General features: G+C 57.1%; 15 protein-coding genes and 1 tRNA gene. 6 read left to right on the top strand and 10 right to left on the bottom strand.

Annotated elements, in window-relative coordinates:
* Positions 1-139 precede the first annotated feature (139 nt).
* The 3 genes from EGO55_RS14190 (at position 140) to EGO55_RS14180 (ending at position 3,271) form a co-directional block, all read left to right on the top strand.
* Positions 140-1,966 (top strand): M61 family metallopeptidase, encoded by a 1,827-nt coding sequence (locus tag EGO55_RS14190; RefSeq protein ID WP_052023588.1) that lies wholly within the window; start codon positions 140-142, stop codon positions 1,964-1,966.
* A complete protein-coding gene (locus tag EGO55_RS14185) occupies positions 1,959-2,768 on the top strand; it encodes a class II glutamine amidotransferase (RefSeq protein ID WP_021688725.1) in 810 nt (269 codons plus the stop codon). The genes EGO55_RS14190 and EGO55_RS14185 overlap by 8 nt, the downstream gene beginning before the upstream one ends.
* A 317-nt stretch (positions 2,769-3,085) precedes the next feature.
* Positions 3,086-3,271, top strand: coding sequence for a hypothetical protein (locus EGO55_RS14180; RefSeq protein WP_021688726.1), 186 nt, complete (start codon positions 3,086-3,088; stop codon positions 3,269-3,271).
* A 76-nt stretch (positions 3,272-3,347) separates the two neighbouring features.
* On the opposite strand, the gene EGO55_RS21085 is transcribed toward EGO55_RS14180, so the two are convergent.
* The 8 genes from EGO55_RS21085 to EGO55_RS14140 form a co-directional block, all read right to left on the bottom strand.
* On the bottom strand, positions 3,348-3,497 hold the full coding sequence (locus EGO55_RS21085) for a lmo0937 family membrane protein (protein ID WP_124916793.1): 150 nt from the start codon (positions 3,495-3,497) through the stop codon (positions 3,348-3,350).
* A gap of 575 nt (positions 3,498-4,072) precedes the next feature.
* A complete protein-coding gene (locus tag EGO55_RS14170; protein ID WP_021688728.1) occupies positions 4,073-4,972 on the bottom strand; it encodes an SMP-30/gluconolactonase/LRE family protein in 900 nt (299 codons plus the stop codon).
* A gap of 59 nt (positions 4,973-5,031) precedes the next feature.
* The gene (locus EGO55_RS14165) at positions 5,032-6,255 is read right to left on the bottom strand and encodes a serine hydrolase domain-containing protein (protein ID WP_268871131.1); all 1,224 of its coding nucleotides are present in this window, start codon (positions 6,253-6,255) and stop codon (positions 5,032-5,034) included.
* Between the two features lie 79 nt (positions 6,256-6,334).
* Entirely contained in the window at positions 6,335-7,573 is a 1,239-nt protein-coding gene (locus tag EGO55_RS14160; protein WP_161566043.1) for an MFS transporter, read from the bottom strand.
* A gap of 122 nt (positions 7,574-7,695) precedes the next feature.
* The gene (locus tag EGO55_RS14155) at positions 7,696-9,531 is read right to left on the bottom strand and encodes a flavin-containing monooxygenase (protein ID WP_210766538.1); all 1,836 of its coding nucleotides are present in this window, start codon (positions 9,529-9,531) and stop codon (positions 7,696-7,698) included.
* A gap of 305 nt (positions 9,532-9,836) precedes the next feature.
* Positions 9,837-10,907 (bottom strand): hypothetical protein, encoded by a 1,071-nt coding sequence (locus EGO55_RS14150; RefSeq protein WP_021688732.1) that lies wholly within the window; start codon positions 10,905-10,907, stop codon positions 9,837-9,839.
* Positions 10,908-10,952: 45 nt separating this feature from the next.
* Positions 10,953-11,366 (bottom strand): VOC family protein, encoded by a 414-nt coding sequence (locus EGO55_RS14145; RefSeq protein WP_040714918.1) that lies wholly within the window; start codon positions 11,364-11,366, stop codon positions 10,953-10,955.
* 100 nt (positions 11,367-11,466) lie between these two features.
* A complete protein-coding gene (locus tag EGO55_RS14140) occupies positions 11,467-14,118 on the bottom strand; it encodes a TonB-dependent receptor (protein ID WP_040714678.1) in 2,652 nt (883 codons plus the stop codon).
* 432 nt (positions 14,119-14,550) lie between these two features.
* On the opposite strand from EGO55_RS14140, the gene EGO55_RS14135 reads away from it, so the two are divergent.
* Positions 14,551-15,240, top strand: coding sequence for a TetR/AcrR family transcriptional regulator (locus EGO55_RS14135; protein WP_040714680.1), 690 nt, complete (start codon positions 14,551-14,553; stop codon positions 15,238-15,240).
* A gap of 61 nt (positions 15,241-15,301) precedes the next feature.
* Here the strand turns inward: EGO55_RS14135 and EGO55_RS14130 are convergent.
* A tRNA-Ser gene (locus EGO55_RS14130) sits at positions 15,302-15,391 on the bottom strand.
* A 159-nt stretch (positions 15,392-15,550) separates the two neighbouring features.
* On the opposite strand from EGO55_RS14130, the gene hspQ reads away from it, so the two are divergent.
* Positions 15,551-15,931: a heat shock protein HspQ gene (gene hspQ / locus EGO55_RS14125; RefSeq protein ID WP_021688736.1), complete on the top strand. Its 381-nt coding sequence runs from the start codon at positions 15,551-15,553 to the stop codon at positions 15,929-15,931.
* A 32-nt stretch (positions 15,932-15,963) separates the two neighbouring features.
* Here the strand turns inward: hspQ and EGO55_RS14120 are convergent, their stop codons facing one another.
* The gene (locus EGO55_RS14120) at positions 15,964-16,842 is read right to left on the bottom strand and encodes an ABC transporter permease (RefSeq protein ID WP_021688737.1); all 879 of its coding nucleotides are present in this window, start codon (positions 16,840-16,842) and stop codon (positions 15,964-15,966) included.
* A gap of 92 nt (positions 16,843-16,934) precedes the next feature.
* On the opposite strand from EGO55_RS14120, the gene EGO55_RS21400 reads away from it, so the two are divergent.
* Complete coding sequence (locus EGO55_RS21400; protein WP_021688738.1) at positions 16,935-17,642, top strand: GcrA family cell cycle regulator; 708 nt, start codon at positions 16,935-16,937, stop codon at positions 17,640-17,642.
* Positions 17,643-17,757 lie beyond the last annotated feature (115 nt).

Raw genomic sequence — 17,757 nt, 5'->3', positions numbered from 1 at the left:
GGATCACTGCGCTGCAAACTTTTTCCGGCCAAGCCACTGGAACAAATTCGGGTTTCCACGGGTTTATCGCTGCAACCTCTGCTTTCAGGATCGTGCTGGTCGTGGTCCGAAGCGGCGGGCAAAAAGGATTCCGGTGCGCATGCGTGAGATGGCTGCGATACACCTCGATGTCGATGCGTCGGATACCGATCATGGCATTTTTCGCGTTGTTCAGACTTTCCATTTGCAGGATGTCACGCCGCTGACATTGACGCTCGCCAAATGGTTGCCTGCCTACCATGCACCGCACGGCGCCATGGATTGCCTCGCCGGATTTGCATTTACGGCTGACGGGCAACCCTGCCGCTGGTCGCGTGATCCGCGTGATCCTTATAGGTTGCACATCGATGCCCCCCACGATGCCCAGGTGCTCCGCGCCGGTTTTCAGAGCGTGACACCCACAGAGGCCTGGCAGGGCAGAGTCGTTGTCAGTGACGATATACTGCGGCTCGATTGGGAGGCCGTGTGCCTCTATCCTGCGGGCGTCAGCGTTGATCACCTGTTCGTTCGGCCGACGCTGCGTTTGCCGCAGGATTGGGTTTGGGCGACGGCGCTGGATGCCGTGCAGGACCACGACGGTGAGATTGCCTTTGCGCCCGTCAATGTACGCCGCCTGCTCGACTCTCCGGTGATGGCAGGACGCCACGCGCACACAGAAAAACTCGATGCGGCGGTAACACTGAATATCGCCGCGGACCGATCCGATCAGTTGCCGCAGGATGCGAGCGTGCTCGAAGCCCATCGACAACTGGTTCATGAAGCCGATGCCGTGTTCGGGCATCGCCCCTTCGCCCGCTATGATTTTCTCGTGTCGTTGTCAGATCAGGTCAGCCCAATGGGCCTCGAACATCGTGCCAGTTCGGAATGCGGCGTCAGCGCGACATACTTTTCGAACTGGGATATCACAACGACCGAACACGATCTCCTACCGCACGAATATGTGCACGCCTGGATCGGCAAGTATCGCGTACCGCAGGGCAATCTACAGAACGATTTTTCGTTCATGACCGACGAACTCATGTGGGTTTACGAAGGCTTGACGCAGTTTTACGGCTATGTGCTGGCAGCCCGTTCCGGGCTTATTTCACAAGCCCACGTGCGCGAGGCGCTGGCGTTGGTTTTCGCGACCTATAACAGTCGACCGGGTCGTCAATGGCGCCCCTTGAGCGACACCGAAATGGACCCGATAATAAGCGGTCGCCAGCCCAAACCGTGGATCAGTTGGCAGAGATCCGAAGATTACTACGGTGAGGGAGCGCTAGTCTGGCTGGAAATCGACGCCATGCTGCGCGACGGAACGGCGGGAACATCGTCTCTCGATGATTTCTGTCGCCGGTTTTTCTCTCCTCCCGAAGGCGGTGAACTCTATCCCCCGCCAGTACCTTATGTGCGGGCTGACGTTATCGATGCCTTGCATGCCATTTTACCATATCCGTGGGATGCGCATCTGGCCGAACGGATCGACAATATAGCCCCCAAGGCGCCGTACCGGGGTATCACCCTGGGCGGTTACGAACTCGTCTGGCAACATGCGCCAACGGACTGGCTTTCCCATGATCAACTGTACCACCAGTATTTCAATTTCACCTACTCGTTGGGGATGACGGTGGGGATCGGGGCGAAAATCATCGATGTCGTGTGGGATGGGCCAGCATTTCGCGCCGGGTTAGTCAGCGGCATCGAGATTCTGGCAGTTGGCAATCGTGCCTATTCCACCGCTGCACTGCAGGATGCGATCGATCAGGCCCAAACGGACGGCCAGCCTATTGCGATGACTGTCAGACGGTTTGACCGGGTAAAACAGGTTCATCTCGCATGGGCGGGTGGCCAACGATACCCCACCCTGGCACCGTCCACGATGTCTGGTTCCCGTCATCTGGATGCCCTGCTCACCCCACATGCAAAGGCAGGAAACCGTCATGTGTGAACTCTTTGCGATGTCGAGCGAACACCCAGTCAGGCTGCGCTACGCGCTTGCCGAATTTGCGACCCACGGCGGCCAGCGCTTTGCCAATCGTGACGGATGGGGGATTGTGTTCGCACAACCCCGGGATGCCTATCTGTTCAAGGAACCCAGCGCCGGTTCCACAAGTGCGCTGGAAAAGATGGTTGCATCGCAACCGCCCCTATCGCGTCTGGTCGTCGCACATGTCCGCCGGGCTACTGTAGGAACCCCATCGCTGGCCAACACGCATCCTTTCCAGCGCAGGATTCACGGGCAGACTCACAGCTTCGCGCACAATGGTGATCTGGCGGAATTGAAAGTTCGCTATGCCGGATCGCCACAGGCTGGGGAATGCGTGGGTGAAACGGATTCCGAACTGGCATTCATGGTTCTTCTCAGCCAATTCGCGAAGCTGAACGATACGGCAACACTAGCGGATCGATTTGAGATATTCACAGAATTTTGCCATGAAATCAGACCAATGGGGGATAGCAACGTACTATATGCCCAAGGGGAAACCTTGTTTATCCATTCCGATAAACGCCAATATGAATATGCCTATGGGGCGCTCGGACCATCGCGAAGCCCCGGCCTCCATATGCGTCAGATCCCGCGCGAGGAAATGCTCTGGGAGGTGAAAGGCGCTTCACTGAAAAAGCACAGTCATGGATCGCAAGTTCTGATTGCCAGTGTTCCGTTGGATAGTGGCGAATGGACCGGTCTTGTCGAAGGGACAACGCTGGCCTTCCGTGAGGGGTATGAGATCATGCGGGGAACATTGTAGGCTGTTGCTTCCCGCAACTGCCACGCCCAGTATTGAAAATTGTCATGCAAGCAGGGTCTATCGTTCGCTGAAGAGACAGCACGAACACCGTCCAGTCCTGGGCGGGACATCGCGCAAACCGGGCCGCATGGATCAATATCCGGCTTCCGAACTGGTGACTTCGTCCTTTACGGAAGCGCCGCATTGCCACTCTCTCACATTACAAAAAATTCACGGAACTCTCTGTAATTACCCACGTTTCCAGATATTCTGGAGAGATGGCATGATCGAAAAGCCACTTGATCGTAAGCCCCCGGTTCATCGGCAAGACACGCGCGATGACAATCGCATTGAACGGCACCGTCAGACAATCCGCAGGCAACAAGGTGATGATTGCGAAGACTGTGGCCGCAATCGTTGACGGGAATGGCGCAACGATCCGCCGCAGCCATCTCGACACAGCAGTCATCACGGAACTGACACGCGTGCGTGTTCCGCTGCGAACAGTCGCCACGGGTCGTTAACCAGATGCACCCGGCGGAACGCGCGGCCCCGGTTCCTTGTCAAACAGGAACCGGGGCCGCCAAAACGTCAAGCGCCCTATATTGCTCGAGCGCCTCTGACAAAGTGGACAATCAAAAGGACAACCGCAGCAAATATGAGCAGATGAATAGCTGCGGCACTCACATGGAATACTATGAATCCCAAAGCCCACAGCACGACAAGCGCAATCGCAATTGCCAAAAGCATGACACAACTCCTTGAATATACGTTGACAAGGAAACGATTAACCAAAGCCTTTGCTCCCATGATGGAGAAAAGTTCACGGAATGATCGCCGATAGCGCGGCCAGCCCAATGCCAACTGTTCTCCGTGTGGCAAGGCGCGCCCTCCCTGCTTCAGGCGTCATCCCGCAAACGGGCCTATTGACCGGTTGCGAAAACTCGTGGGGAATAAATCAATGAAATTGGAAGTGACCGCTGAGGAACTGACGATCGACAAACTTCGAGAGCCACCCGATACAAGCCGATGAAGCGGTTTCCTTATGGGTAACTGCGCCAGCCTTTTATACATGAGGCAGCATCACAAGTAACGAATATCGAAAGATTTCAGAATCTCTGCGGCTTTTAGAGATCTATGGCCGAAAGGATGTTGGTCACGAACTCGGAAAAAACGTGAGAGTTTGATCCACCTCATGCGCTCCACCAGTTCACCCCTAAATTGGCCCCAAACGAAGTGTTCAGACCACCTAATCTGAGGAGCCACCCGCTAACTTTTCCCCGCTCTCACTTTCTTGCCCCTGCCCAGGGCATTCTGCTTGGCTCTCAAGGAACCCCTTGCCCTTTGAACTCTACTTCGATGCATTCCAGTTTGCCCTGACTATCGGATTCTGCTGAAGCCACCTCAAAATCCGGGACAGTACAAACATAAAGAATGTCGCGCTGATTGCCGCCAAATGCACAGGCAAGCGCCCGGCGACCCGATCCCACCCGCACAAGGTGCGTGACTTCGCCACCTTCAATCATGCGGATGACCCCTGGCCCGCCACCAAAGGATGTTCCGGAAACGGCGACGGGAACAGCTGCCCACACGCCACCGTGATCATCCAGACAAATGCCATCGGGGAAGCCGCCATCGGGCAATTGTGCGAACAGTCGCCGGTTCGACAATGCTCCGGTCGCAGGATCGATATCGTAGCACGTGATGCGTAAAGCGGTACTTTCCGCCACATACAACACACGGCCGTCAGAACTGATTGCCATACCGTTCGGTGACATCATTTCCGTGGCCGCAAGAGTGCTCGATCTTGTCGGATCGACGTGCAGCAGTTCTGTCGCTGGAGGCATGCCGTCGGGATGGTCGGCCCAAATATCAAACCCCGGCTGACTGATGTAGGCATGGTTCCGGCTGACGACCATATCGTTCAGCACGAACGGGCAGAGGTCGCTCAGGGCCGCATAAGGTTGCGCCTTCCCGTCAGCAATCCGGACGATACGCCGTTGCTTAGACAAAACCGCCAGAAGAGTATCGTCATCCAGAAACCCCAGACCACCGACGAAATCGCCATCGGATTGATATAGCAATTCAGCCCTGTTTTCGCCGCCAAGCCTGTAAATGCGGCCTGCAGTGATATCTGAAAAATAAAGGTTGCCCTTATGCCACCGCGGGCATTCCGGCAAAGTCAGCCCTTCCACCAGCGTGCGGATCTCGTCCCGTACAATCATTCCTCTGCCCTTTTCCTGGAGGCCGTTGCTTCTGGCTGGCCTTGCCATTGCACAAACCCTTAACGGACCTTTTCTTTCGCCATATCGCTATACGCTGCAGCAATTATATCTGGTCGCATCGATGCATTGAGCCATGATGGCCAATATTGCGTCATCAATACGAGGAAGAAACGGCGATCAGGATCGATCCAACATGCCGTCCCGGCTGCACCCGGCCAGCCGACAACACCAACCGGCACTTCACCGGGCCAGGCAAACATCCCCTCTGTTCTACGGCCCGGCGATAGTTGCACGGACATGCCTGCCCCGAAACCAATCCCCGCGAGCGTTTGCCCAAGGGGGAGATCAACGCGATCGATGCCTTCGGGTAAAAGATTGGAACGTGCGATATGGATGATCTCAGGTTTCAATAGCGGCTGACCAGCCCATACGCCGTCATTCAGAATCATTGCCGCGAAACGCGCGTAATCCTGCGCTGTCGAAACAAGCCCCCCGCCACCGGATGGAAAGTATGGCATGGAATAGCGGCTGTGACGCGGATCGTCCGCAAGGGTCCAGAGCAGGCCTTTTTGCTCCGGCAGGTCCGCGAAACGATCAATCCGGGAGGCATCCACAGCAAAGCCTGTATCAATCATGCCCAACGGCTCGAACAGACGCTGTTGAAGGAACCGGTCGAATGGCATTCCCGAAACTGTCTCAATAACGAGACCAAGGATGTCCAGAGATATGCTGTAATCAAACCGCGTACCCGGATCTGCAGCCAGCGGCAGGCCGGCTACACGCGCGCCCAATTCCGCCAGCGTTTTCGGCGTCGCCAGTTCCCCCGGTCCGGGCACGCGTTCCCGCACACCAGGCGCAATGCCATTCTTCACATATAGACCGCCCAGCGTCATTCCTGCCGATCCGAAGCCCGCAGTATGTGTGAGAAGGTGACGAATGGTGATCGGGCCGGACGCTCGCCGGGTTCGCATGCCATCGCCGTCGACGACAACTTCCATATCGCGAAATGCGGGAAGTATGTCAGACAACGGTTGATCGAGGCTGAGAGAACCTGCTTCAACCAGCATCATCGCGGCGATACCGGTGATGGGCTTGGTCATCGAGAAAATTCGAAACAAAGAGCGTTCATTTACCGCCACAGGCGATCCGAAACCCAGATGACCGTATGCATGATACTGGATCGGACCATCGTCCTTTTGCCATGCCAGCGCCACACCAGGCACGACACCCTGATCCACAAACCCGCGCGCAGTTTTCTGCAACGCCTCAAAATTCGACAGCATGGCGCTGTGCCCAACGTCAGCATCGCCTGTGTGCTTCATGGTATCCTCCCGCATCTGGTGGTCATCTCCAAGCGGACAATCAGGCCGCATCCGCAAGATCGCGCCTGTAGTGTGCGCTCGCCTTCCACGTGAGCAGCCCTCCGACGAGAATAAGAACGCTCATCGACAGCAAGCTGTACCGCATGGAATCCCCATGGAATTCGCGCCCGAGTATATCGCTGACTATTCCGGCAACGGGCGGCCCCAGCATACTTCCCACCACGTTGATAATGACGATCATGATCCCGGCTGCCTGCGCTCTCTGCTGTGGAGGAATAAGCCGTGCGATCGCCCCGTATGCCGGCGCTGCCCAAAGCGCACTCAGGAAGCTGGTGCACAACATCAGAAAGACAACGACTGGAATCGCGAACCCGAAAAGTTCGAGCGTCAGGCCACCCGTTAACAGAAACGTCGTGACCGTCAGCGGAAACGTCAGGAGCAAACCCATTGCCGGAATGCGCAATTGCCAGATCTCGTCATGACGGCGCGAAATATCGACCAGAATCCCGCTTATCAGGCTGCCGACGACTCCCCCGACAGCCGAACCGACGCCCATCCACAGACCGGTTTCAACAACACTCAAGCCATGCGAACGGACCAGAAAAGCGGGAAGCCAGGTCGCCCCCGCATAACCGAAAATGTTGAACACGCCGACGCCAAGGGCAAGGTAGCGCAGGGACGGTGTCGCGTAGAACAACCGTATCGCCGCCAGCCAGGAAATCTGGCCCTTTCCCGTGCTTGACGGCGTCGCATGTTTTTCCTGTCCGGGACCGGACAGCCACAATACGATGGCGAGGAGGGCACCGGGCAACGAAAGGGCGACAAATGCGGCTCTCCATCCCCAGACGCCAGCGATTGCCGCACCACCCGTAAGCCCGACCAGCATTCCGATATATGTCGACGACGTCAGGACGCCCAATGCGCGAGCACGTGTCCGTTCGGAAAACATCCCCGACACCATCGCCTGAGAGGAATGCATCGCCCCGGCCTCTCCCACTCCGACGAGCACCCGGGCACTCGCCATTTGCACGATAGTGGTTGCAACGCCGCATGCCGCGCTTGCTATGCTCCACAGGGCAGCAGATATCGCCACCACGCCGCGTCGGGACCACTGGTCTCCCCATCGCGCCAGAGGCAGGGTAACCAATACGTAGCTGAGGATGAATCCCGGACCACTGATAAGACCGAGCACTGAATCGCTCACCCCGAAATCAGCCTTGATATCCGGTATCAGAATCGAAAATATGTGCCGATCCGCATAGCTGAACGTGTTGATCATCAGCAGCAACATCAAGACATAGACAGAATACCCGTTTCGGCCGGAAATACGCGCAGATGCCGAACACATAGATGCCGACGCGTCCGTTTCCAATTCTTGCCCAGCTTGCGCAGCCTGCGTCATCAGTTCTGTGCTCGTCCCAGCAGGAAATGCTCTTCAACGGGCTTTCTGGTCCAGTTCCACAGATCGACCAGCCTGAACGGATTGGATAAAAACACGCGTCCGGCGCTGTTGTTATAATAACTGTTCGCCTTGGGGTGTGACCAGATCATCCGCGTAAGCTGATCGTCGATCTTGTCGTTCCAGTCGCGATAGGCCTGTTCTGTCGGTTCCATAGTCGCAGCGTCGCGGGCAACCATCAGGTCGAGACATTCCACGATATAATTGATCACGGCTTCGGCCACGAGGTTTGCCCCGGCCCCATGATTGGGGCCGGTGTTGGGACCGCCAACCAGGAACAGGTTGGGGTACCCCGGCACCGTTGTCCCCAGATAGGCGCGCGGATCATCGTCTCCCCACTCCTCGTTGAGAGATCGCCCGTCACGCCCGGTGACCTGTACATCGCCGAGCATCCTGGCGATATTGAAACCGGTTGCGCATGCGATCACATCCACCTCATGCACCGCGCCGCTTCTGGTGCGGATGCCATTGGGCAGTATCTCTGCAATGGGATCGTTCTCGACCTCCACATTGTCCCTCAGCAAGGCGTCGTACCACCCTGCATCGAGCACCATGCGTTTGGAAAAGATCGGAAAATCAGGTGTCAGTTTTTCGAGAAGCTCGGGGCGATGGCCGAGCTTCTGCTGCATATAGGACAGGCCATACTGGCGCAGTTGTTCGTTAACTTCGGATACCGATGGCGCATCGTCCGGCCACGCGGGATCGCGTAGCACATGCTGATAATAGCCATCCGATGCGTTCCAGTAGATGCCGAAGCGGAACCACTGTTGAAACCCCGGAATATTCGCCAGCGCCCACTTCGTTTCCTCCGGCACGGTGCCGCTAATCTTGGGGTTGGGCATCACCCAGTAGCGTGAACGCATGAAGACCGTGACTTTGCCCGCGTCGGGCGCGACGTTCGGTACGATCTGTGCCCCGCTGGCGCCAGTCCCGATCACGGCAATCCGCTTGCCCTCAAGGTCCACCGAGCGATCCCAACCCGCAGAATGCATCACAGGGCCTGTGAAGCGTTCGATCCCGGGAATATCCGGCAACGACCATCGGTTGAGACGACCGTGCGCAACCATGACTGCATTGGCCTGCACAACCTCGGCATGGCCGTTCTTATCCCTGATCGTAACGTTCCAGAGCCCGCTAGCCTCGTCGAACGCCATCGTGGTCACAACGCTCTCAAACCGGATATTCCGGCGCAGATCATAATGATCGGCAACACCGTTCAGATATTGCCGCACCTGCTCGCCACGGGGAAAATAGTGGTTCCAGTCCGCCTTCTGATGGAAGGAATAGGAATAGAAATGGCTCGGCGTATCGACCGCCACACCGGGATAGACATTTTCGAGCCACGTTCCGGCAACATCGGCATTCTTTTCAACGCAGATATAATCGTAACCTGCCTCCTTCAGCTTGATACCTGCGGCCAATCCGGTCAGCCCTGCCCCGACCAGCAATACTTTGAAACCCTGCGGGGGCATCGTCCGATCGACCCTGCTTTTGCGCGCTTGCGGCACCACGAAGCCACATTGTTCGAACAGGAGATCGACAAATTCGTCGTCAACCTGTTCACCCATGCCAACGCTCATGATCCGTTGCATCAATTCCCGCGAAGGCATTTCCCCGCGCGTCGCACCCGCAGTGGTCAGCGCGATGAATGCCTTGCTGCGCAATTCTTCAACCAGTTCGTCAGGTATCGCCGTAGGCTCCAAACCGAACAGTGGACGAATATGCGGCGCCATCCGTTCAAGCAGGTCCCTGTCGTGCGTGAGATACGCGTAAGTCATCAGCAAATCCGAAGGATCGACGGATGCCAAAGCCCGACGCAAAACCTCGCTGTCCGGCAGTAATGGCTCAGACCGGTTCGTTTGCGTCATCGTTTGCAACATCAGGTGATCCTTACAAATATGTGCGATCCAAGCGATTCTGGACGTTAAAAGCCCTGCGCGCCGACAGCAGCCAGCACGTCGAAACGAAGGTATGATCTTGTCAGTGCGAGGCCGGCCCGGCCCCAATCCAACCGGACCCATTCCGTCGCCACCGCACCACGTCTGGTAAGGAACCAGAACCTGTGATCCGGTGGCGTCCAAATTCAGGCTGCAATCTGCTCCTCGTGCGGCCCCGGAGCCTCCGCAGGATAAATCGCTGGGCGTCCCGGATCGTAAGTTTTGGTCAGAAGCCTTACGAAATCGCGATCGGACAGAGGATCGGTCGGGACGGCAAAGGCCACACCGCGCTTGCGCAGATCGGCCATGAACATAGCGAATACCTGATCGTGCGTCAGATCATCCTTGTGATCGAAGATCAGCTTCATTTCATCAAGGTCCTGATAGATGCTGGCCGTCCAGTGCAGCATCAACCGTGTCTCTTCACTGGACACACGCTCGATCACCCGCCCGTCGGTGGTGATCTGCCAGCCATCGGCAACAGCCGGGTCTGCCGCCCACAGGGATTCAAAAGCCAGCCCTTCAGGCATGCGCTTGTCCATCGGTCCACACGCTTCTCCACGGTGGTACATCATTTCGTTCTGGGTCACGACACCGCGATTCCACGATGGCATGGTCAAACGCTTGGGCTGCGCTTCGGGGCCATCGGGCCAATAGGTAAAGCCGCCGCCGATCGTCCCTTGGTAGAACCACGCGATGACCTGCGCTTTTTTCACCATCCAGTTCTGGAACAGGCCCGACTTACCCATCATATTCTGCAGCCACACCGGAGAGTTCCCCCGATCAATGCCGCGAAAAGAGGTGCCATCGAGATGCGCGGGATCGGTGTTGCGCGACGATCCCTGGATGATGAAATTCATCGATTCCGGAACGGCGTAGTCGGCATTCCAGTAGGAACGCACCCATGCCATGTGCTGACTGTTGAAGAAGACATCGTCCAGTTCCGGGTAGAGGCACACCCCGTTCTGGCCGAAATATCCGCGGAAATTGGGCGTGAGGAACATATCAAACGAGGGTTCCACACCCTCTGGCATCTCGCCCGACATGGTCGCCACCACTTCATCGGCAGATTTGAAATGCTGGGCGAGAACCATTTTCCAGGGCCCATTCTCCCGAATGGTGCTGACCATACGCCGATACTGATCAGCCGTATAAACGTCATCCTTGATCTGCGGCTCTGCCACGGGCCGGATGATAAATGAATTTGCGTCAGTCATTTCAGGTCTCCGCTTCCATTTATTGATTATGGGAAAAGTCACGCATCAGCGTGGCATCAGTTCGACATTCTCGCTCATCCGCCCTTCGGGATCGGTTGTGAACAGGACGCGCACCCCGTGTTCAGGCATGGATTTGATCGGGGAAACATGTTTGCCACCATGATCGATCACCCGCCGGGCAAGACTGTCGAGATCATCTGTGATGAACCCCAGAATCGCTTCCCGTTCCACCGGTGCGGGCCGATCCGTGAACTTGAACATGACAAGAGTTGGCCCGGCCAGAACATCATCGTGCGAAAGTATAATTTCGCGAATAGGGCCGCCCGCGCCGCTGTCATCATTCTGGACACGCTGAAACGCGTTGAGACCATAAACGCCGCAATAGTACTGTGCCATTGCCTCTTCATCGTCGACTATCAGCTTGGTAAAACCAAAAGAGGTATTTTGAACGCCGTTCAACTCTCGTATCCCTTCACGCAAGATAATGGGTGCCCCCGGTGAGATGGTGAAATCGTCCTCACCCGGGAGCACCACGGCCTTCAGCACAGGCCCGTTTTCATCAGTTTCCGCTCGCGCCGAAGCGATAGCGAAGCGAAGCGCCGTACATGCGCGGTTCGCCATAAAGCGACTGGGTGAAGCCGGAGGCACCACGCAGGCCGGTGTAGGCATTGGTACGGTAGGTCTTGTCCGTGACATTGGTGCCGAAAAGGCGCAGATCGAAATTCGATCCCATCACATCCTGCCATTCCAGCGACAGATCGAGCTTGCCGTAAGACTCCATCCAGGCGTGAATGTCGTCTCGCGGGGTGGTCGTGGAACCGTTGTAAATCCGGTCAACCCAACTGTAGTTCGCACCAAATGCCAGTGTGCCGACACTGTCCCCCAGCGGAACCTCATAACGGGCGTTGATATTTATCAGATTTTTCGGGGTTACCTGAAAGGGAATACAGCTGAAATCAAGCGCCTGAGGGACACCATAAATCAGCTGCTTTTCACCCTGACAGGTATCGATCCGCGTTTCCAGACCACTCCCGGATACGTTCTGAATGAACGTCTTGTACTTCGCATCGATGTACGAATAGCTGCCCGAAATGCGGAGGCCCTCGACAGGCTGCACAACCAATTCCAGCTCAATTCCGCGCATCCGCGCCTTGCCGGCGTTGAACGTAACCGCCCCCTGATCGAGGCCTGTGACGTTGCCAATCAGATCGCAACGCGCAGGCTCACTGCCCGGTGCGCTGCCGATCGTCGTGTCGCAACCATTGGGATGGTTCATCGCGGCCGCGCGTTGAATGCCGTCGTAATCGACATGAAACGCGTTGGCATTGAAACGCACCGGAACAGTGCCCAGTTCGAAGTCGGATTTGAACCCGATTTCATAACTGGTGACGTACTCAGGTTTGGCAGTAATCTGGTTGAAATCCGCGCCTGCATAATTGAAGGCGCCAGCCTTATAACCGCGCGCGACCTTGCCATAGAGCATCAGTCCGTTGTTGACCTGATAATCAACCCCGACGGTCCAGGTTGTTGCCGCCGATTTAAGCTTCCTGTGCAGGACCACGGGGTCCAGCACGAAATTCGATGCATAGCGCGAACCATCGATCTTGTCCCAGGTCCGCCGGATCCCCGCCGTAAGCTTCAGGCCATCAAGACCGGGGGTGAACGCCCCCATGTCAAGCGTCGCCTGACCAAATACGGCCTGCGCTTTGCTGGTAATCGCATAGAACGTTCCGGGGTTCGCACTGGCCGCATTGAACGACCCTGTTGCCTGAAGCCCTTCAGGCTTTTGTTTGCTGTAAAAGCCGCCGACAACGAATTGCAGTTTGTGATCAAGCGCGGAGCCCTGCAATTGCAGTTCTTGCGTAAACAGGCTGCTATTGGCCACGTTCACGCTATCGCCCGGATTGCCGACCAGCCAGTCAGGCGCTTCCGCACTGGCCGCAGGTGTAGCGAACGGCGGGGTTTGCGCGAGGATCGGCAGGATCGATCCATCGAGATCCCAGTTATAATTCTGCTTCAGGCGCTGATAGCCCGTGATACTCTTGATCTGCATGGCATCGGAAACATCGATGCTCAGTGTATTCACGATACCCCAGGATTTCGTTTTCTCGAATGTATCGCTGTTAACCGCGGTCTTGCGCGGGCCAAGCGTCGCCTGACGAGCAAGAATCTGCGATGCCAATTGATTGGCCGCATAAATCCCGGCGCCCGTAAAGCCGATCGGAGCCCCCGGATTATTCACATTGTATGCCGCCATCGCAGAAATCGTGGCCACGCTGAGGTCGTAGGGATTGCCTGTCGCATGCGAACGGAAATCATCGGGAATAAAACCCGAACCATTATCATGCGATTTCGCATAATAGGCGACCAGATAGTTTTCGACACCCTCTACAGGACGCGCCAGAATGCCTATGCGCGCATGCCAGTAATGCCGGTCGTCGTAATCCTTCCCGGCAAAACCATTGCTGACCGTGCAGCTACCGAGCGTACCGAGCGCAGGCGGCGCACAAACCTTCGACAAGCCGTAGGCCTGTGGCCCCACATCCTTGGTATATCCATCCCGATCAACCTTCTTGAAGGCTGCGCGCACCATCAGTTTGTCGTCGATCAGCGGCACATTGACCGCGCCTTCGAATTCGCGATCCTTGTAGTTACCGATTTGCGCCTGAACATAGCCATCGAATTCGTTCGTTGGCCTTTTGGGTCCAAGCAAAACCGCCCCGCCAGTGGTATTACGCCCGAACAGCGTCCCCTGCGGACCACGCAGGACCTGCATCGATTCGAGATCGAAGAACATGCCCGGCGCGCCCTGAATGGCTGTGATACCCCCCTGAATCAGGGGCACATCGTTGAAGTAGTTCACCACCCCGACGGGGGACAGGTATGTCTGCCCCTGACCGCGTATGACAACCACTTCCACGTTGCGCTGGTTACCGCCCGAGGTGACAAATACCGAGGGAACCTTGCCATTCAGATCGGCCCCGCTGCTGATACCCAGTTCGCGCATCTGTTCGCCGGTGACTGCCGTAACTGCGACGGGAACCGTTTGCGCGTTTTCCGCACGGCGGTTCGCCGTTACCACAATGTCCGCGATACCCGATCCGCTGGTGTTTGCGCGCGCTTCTTCCTGAGCCAGGGCGACTTGCCCCCAACCGCTGACAACAGCCATGATCAGCGCGCTCGATCCACGCAGAAATACCGTTCTTCTCACTGCACTGCTCTCCCCACACACTTTTTTTCCGGACGCCAGAATTGTCGCGCAAGACAGCGCACCACACATGCGTGCAGCGACACCCCTGCCCCACCCATCCAGATGAGCAGCATTACATAATGGCATTTACCGTAAAGCTTACGGTACTGTTTATTTTACCCGAGTCAATGCGGTTTGGGGACCCCCTTAACGCGGGCCCCATTTTCTTATTATATTGTTTATTTTCAAATCATTATACAGATAAACAAAGGGAATTCGATGCACATGAAGCCGCCAGAATCACACCCTCCCCAATCAATTTGTGGGCACTTACTCACCTGATTCAAGGCACATCCTCAGCAGCAGGGAAGCCTGTCTCATTCCGCCAACGGACCGCAATCCGTTTCGAATTGACTCTTTGGGTATTTACCGTAAGGCATACGGAATATAGCCATGACAAACAAAGTAGACCCACCGAAACAGCGTGGACGAAAACCCAGACTTTCTGCCGATCTGGTTCTCGAAGCAGCCTCCAGAATGCTCGCGAAAGAACATGTCCGGGATTTTTCGATGCCGCGACTTGCACGCGCCCTCTCGGTAGGGGTCATGTCGCTATACACGTACTTCCCCAGCAAAGATGCGCTCTTGCTCGCGTTGGCAGACGATGTTTACAACCGGATGGCCCCCATTGATCCGCAAGAACGATGGCAAGATTATCTTTATTCCTGGCTATGGACAGTGGTTCGCCACCTGGACCGTCACCCCGAAGCAATCAAACTTATGCAATGGAGCGGTCATGTCTCGCCCGGCTGGTTACAACGGTGGTTTCCTGTAGCGCAGGCCCTTAAAAAGGAGGGACTTCGCGGACCGGAACTGGCCTTCGCCATGAGCTGGTTCACAACCGCCGCAATGGGCTTTATCTCCGCACAGCTTCGTTCACCCGAAAATCGCCGAACGGCATCACTTGCGCATCTTGAGAACCTCGACCTCGAAAGTCAGCGGCTGGCTACCGGGCTATGGCTCGACTTTGCCGATATCCACCGAGACGATGTTCTTTCGTTCGGATTTCGGCAACTGATCAGCGGCGTGGAACAACTGTTAACGCATCCGATAAGGTCAACCGGCGCAACAGCGGCGCCATAAGCAGCATCATTAAGTGACGGAAATCAAAAGGTTTAGGAGTTCTGCGGGTTTTGCAGGACTGTGGCGGAGAGGGTGGGATTCGAACCCACGGTACGGTTGCCCGTACACCGCATTTCGAGTGCGGCGCATTCGACCTCTCTGCCACCTCTCCGCGAAGTCAGGTGCATCGCCCCCGCAGGGGCAAGGTCATCAGGAAGCGCGCCGTTAGCCGATGGTCGGCGGCTTGCCAAGCCCCCCTGGTGTACAAAATGGGGATGAAACCGCACCGCTTCTTGTTTCGCGTCCGCAACAAATTATATTGCCTTATGTAATGAACCGTTCGTCTTTCTATTCGCAACAGGCAGGCAAGCTGCTTGAAGCCCCGCTCCAGACCAGGGCACGCTTTGGAATTGGCGACATCGTCCGGCATCGGCAGTTTGGATTCCGCGGTGTCGTGTTCGATATCGATCCGGTCTTCGCCAATAGCGAAGAATGGTACGAGGCCATCCCCAAGGAAATGCGGCCCCGGCGGGATCAGCCCTTTTACCATCTTCTCGCCGAGAACGAGGATTCGTCTTACGTCGCCTATGTCAGCCAACAGAATCTTCTGGGCGATAGCGATGGCGGCCCGGTGGACCATCCTTCCGTGCAGCAAATCTTCGAAGATTTTGCCGAGGGGCGCTATCGCCTGCGCAGGGGCCTGAGCCACTAGGCTTCACGCTCCTGACGGCACAGGCCCAGCGATCAGCTTTTCAGCTTCCAGCCCCGGCGCAGCAGCCAATAGGTTGCAAAGCCGAGTGCGAGATTGAAGAGGCCCAGCCCACCCGCTGCCCACCAGACAGCCGCATGGCCATCACCAATGTCGCTGCTGCCAAGGAAACCGTAGCGAAAGCCGGAAATCACGTAGAAAAACGGATTGGCGAGGCTCACCATCTGGAATGCCGGTGACAGGTTGTGAAGGGTATAGAACGTCCCTGACAGGAGCGAGAGCGGCGCAACCACGAAATTCGTGACCGCAGCTGCATGATCGAACTTTTCCGCCCACAACGAGGTCAGCAGGCCGAGGAGGGACAGCATGATCGCCCCCATCAGACCAAACCAGATGATCGCCCAGGCATGCGCAACGCCCAGGTCCACGCCAGGCCACAGACCGATCGCCACCGCCACAGCCAGCCCCACGGCAATGGCCCGAGTCGTTGCCGCAGCGACGATCCCCGTCATCAATTCACCCTCGCTGAGCGGCGGCATGAGATAATCGATGATCGTGCCCTGAATCTTGCCGACCAACAGCGAAAAGCTGGAATTGGCGAAGGCATTCTGCATCATACCCATGGCAATCAGCCCCGGCGCGATGAAGCTTGCGAAAGGCACACCCAGCACCATGCGCCCCTGACGGCCCAACGCGACCGTAAAAATCACGAGAAACAGCAGCGTGGTAACCGCTGGTGCCCATATTGTCTGGGTCTGCACCTTGAGAAACCGGCGAACCTCCTTAATATAGAGGGTCCACAGGCCACCACGGTTTATACCATGTATCAGCGGCGCACCTTTCGGGGGGAAACGGCGCTGGTCACGGACGGGGTCGGCGGTGGTCACGCGTGTGTCTTGGGCTTGATCGACCATGCGTGGGCGACTATCGGCAGCCTATCCGGCTGGCAAGCGGCATCTTGTCCTGCACTTGCGGGATCGACCGGAATTGAGGAATTGGAACATCAATGAGCTGGACCGACGAACGCATCGCAACACTGACCAAGATGTGGGAAGGTGGATCAACCGCCAGCCAGATCGCCGAAGAACTCGGCGGGGTCAGCCGTAATGCGGTCATCGGCAAGGCGCACCGGCTGGGGCTGAAAGCACGCCCGTCTCCAGTGAAGGCGAACGATCAGCCCAAGAAGGCGAAGCCCGCTGCCGCCCCGGCAAAGAAGGCCACGCCAACAGCCGCACCCGAACCGCCCAAGGCCAAGCTCCCTCCCCGTCAATCGGCGCCCAAGCCGGTTGCCGAAGAAGAACGGGAAGACAAGGTGACTGGCATCCGGGCAAACGCTGCCGTGCCATCCCAACCCCTGCCCAACGCTGGCTCCGACATGCCCAAGATCGTCTCGGTCGGTCCGGGCGGGTTCCTTCGTCAGGGGCCGGGCGATCAGCAGGCACCAATTCCGCCCGCACCACCGCGCCGCCTCGTCCCCGCAAAGCCGAGCCCCGAGATTGCGGACAAGACCAGCCTGCTCGATCTGAGCGACAAAGTGTGCCGCTGGCCGATGGGCCATCCGGGCGAGCCCGATTTCCATTTCTGCGGTGAAAAGGTGAACCCGGGCTATCCCTATTGCGTGGCGCATTGCGGCCGGGCCTATCAGGCGCAGTTACCGCGTGGCGCGCGCCGCCCACCCCCGCCCCTGCCGTTCGGCGGCCCGCGCGTTCGCTGATAAAAAATCGCGCGCAGGACGGTATCCCATACAGGAGCCGTCCTGCGGCGGACTATGCGCTTCCATGATCACGCCATCGTGCCGGTTTCAACCGGGCTTGACATCACGCGCGTTT

Origin of the sequence: Caenibius tardaugens NBRC 16725, assembly GCF_003860345.1 — a bacterium.
Lineage (GTDB): Bacteria > Pseudomonadota > Alphaproteobacteria > Sphingomonadales > Sphingomonadaceae > Caenibius > Caenibius tardaugens.
This window is presented reverse-complemented; position numbering and strand designations above follow the sequence as displayed.

What these genes read in the sequence shown, in the direction of transcription:
- EGO55_RS14190 (WP_052023588.1), top strand. Translation starts at nt 140, where the DNA reads ATGCGTGAGATGGCTGCGATACACCTCGATGTCGATGCGTCGGATACC.
- EGO55_RS14185 (WP_021688725.1), top strand. Translation starts at nt 1,959, where the DNA reads ATGTGTGAACTCTTTGCGATGTCGAGCGAACACCCAGTCAGGCTGCGC.
- EGO55_RS14180 (WP_021688726.1), top strand. Translation starts at nt 3,086, where the DNA reads ATGACAATCGCATTGAACGGCACCGTCAGACAATCCGCAGGCAACAAG.
- EGO55_RS21085 (WP_124916793.1), bottom strand. Translation starts at nt 3,497, where the DNA reads ATGCTTTTGGCAATTGCGATTGCGCTTGTCGTGCTGTGGGCTTTGGGA.
- EGO55_RS14170 (WP_021688728.1), bottom strand. Translation starts at nt 4,972, where the DNA reads ATGATTGTACGGGACGAGATCCGCACGCTGGTGGAAGGGCTGACTTTG.
- EGO55_RS14165 (WP_268871131.1), bottom strand. Translation starts at nt 6,255, where the DNA reads ATGCTGTCGAATTTTGAGGCGTTGCAGAAAACTGCGCGCGGGTTTGTG.
- EGO55_RS14160 (WP_161566043.1), bottom strand. Translation starts at nt 7,573, where the DNA reads ATGATCAACACGTTCAGCTATGCGGATCGGCACATATTTTCGATTCTG.
- EGO55_RS14155 (WP_210766538.1), bottom strand. Translation starts at nt 9,531, where the DNA reads ATGACTTACGCGTATCTCACGCACGACAGGGACCTGCTTGAACGGATG.
- EGO55_RS14150 (WP_021688732.1), bottom strand. Translation starts at nt 10,907, where the DNA reads ATGACTGACGCAAATTCATTTATCATCCGGCCCGTGGCAGAGCCGCAG.
- EGO55_RS14135 (WP_040714680.1), top strand. Translation starts at nt 14,551, where the DNA reads ATGACAAACAAAGTAGACCCACCGAAACAGCGTGGACGAAAACCCAGA.
- hspQ (WP_021688736.1), top strand. Translation starts at nt 15,551, where the DNA reads ATGAACCGTTCGTCTTTCTATTCGCAACAGGCAGGCAAGCTGCTTGAA.
- EGO55_RS14120 (WP_021688737.1), bottom strand. Translation starts at nt 16,842, where the DNA reads ATGGTCGATCAAGCCCAAGACACACGCGTGACCACCGCCGACCCCGTC.
- EGO55_RS21400 (WP_021688738.1), top strand. Translation starts at nt 16,935, where the DNA reads ATGAGCTGGACCGACGAACGCATCGCAACACTGACCAAGATGTGGGAA.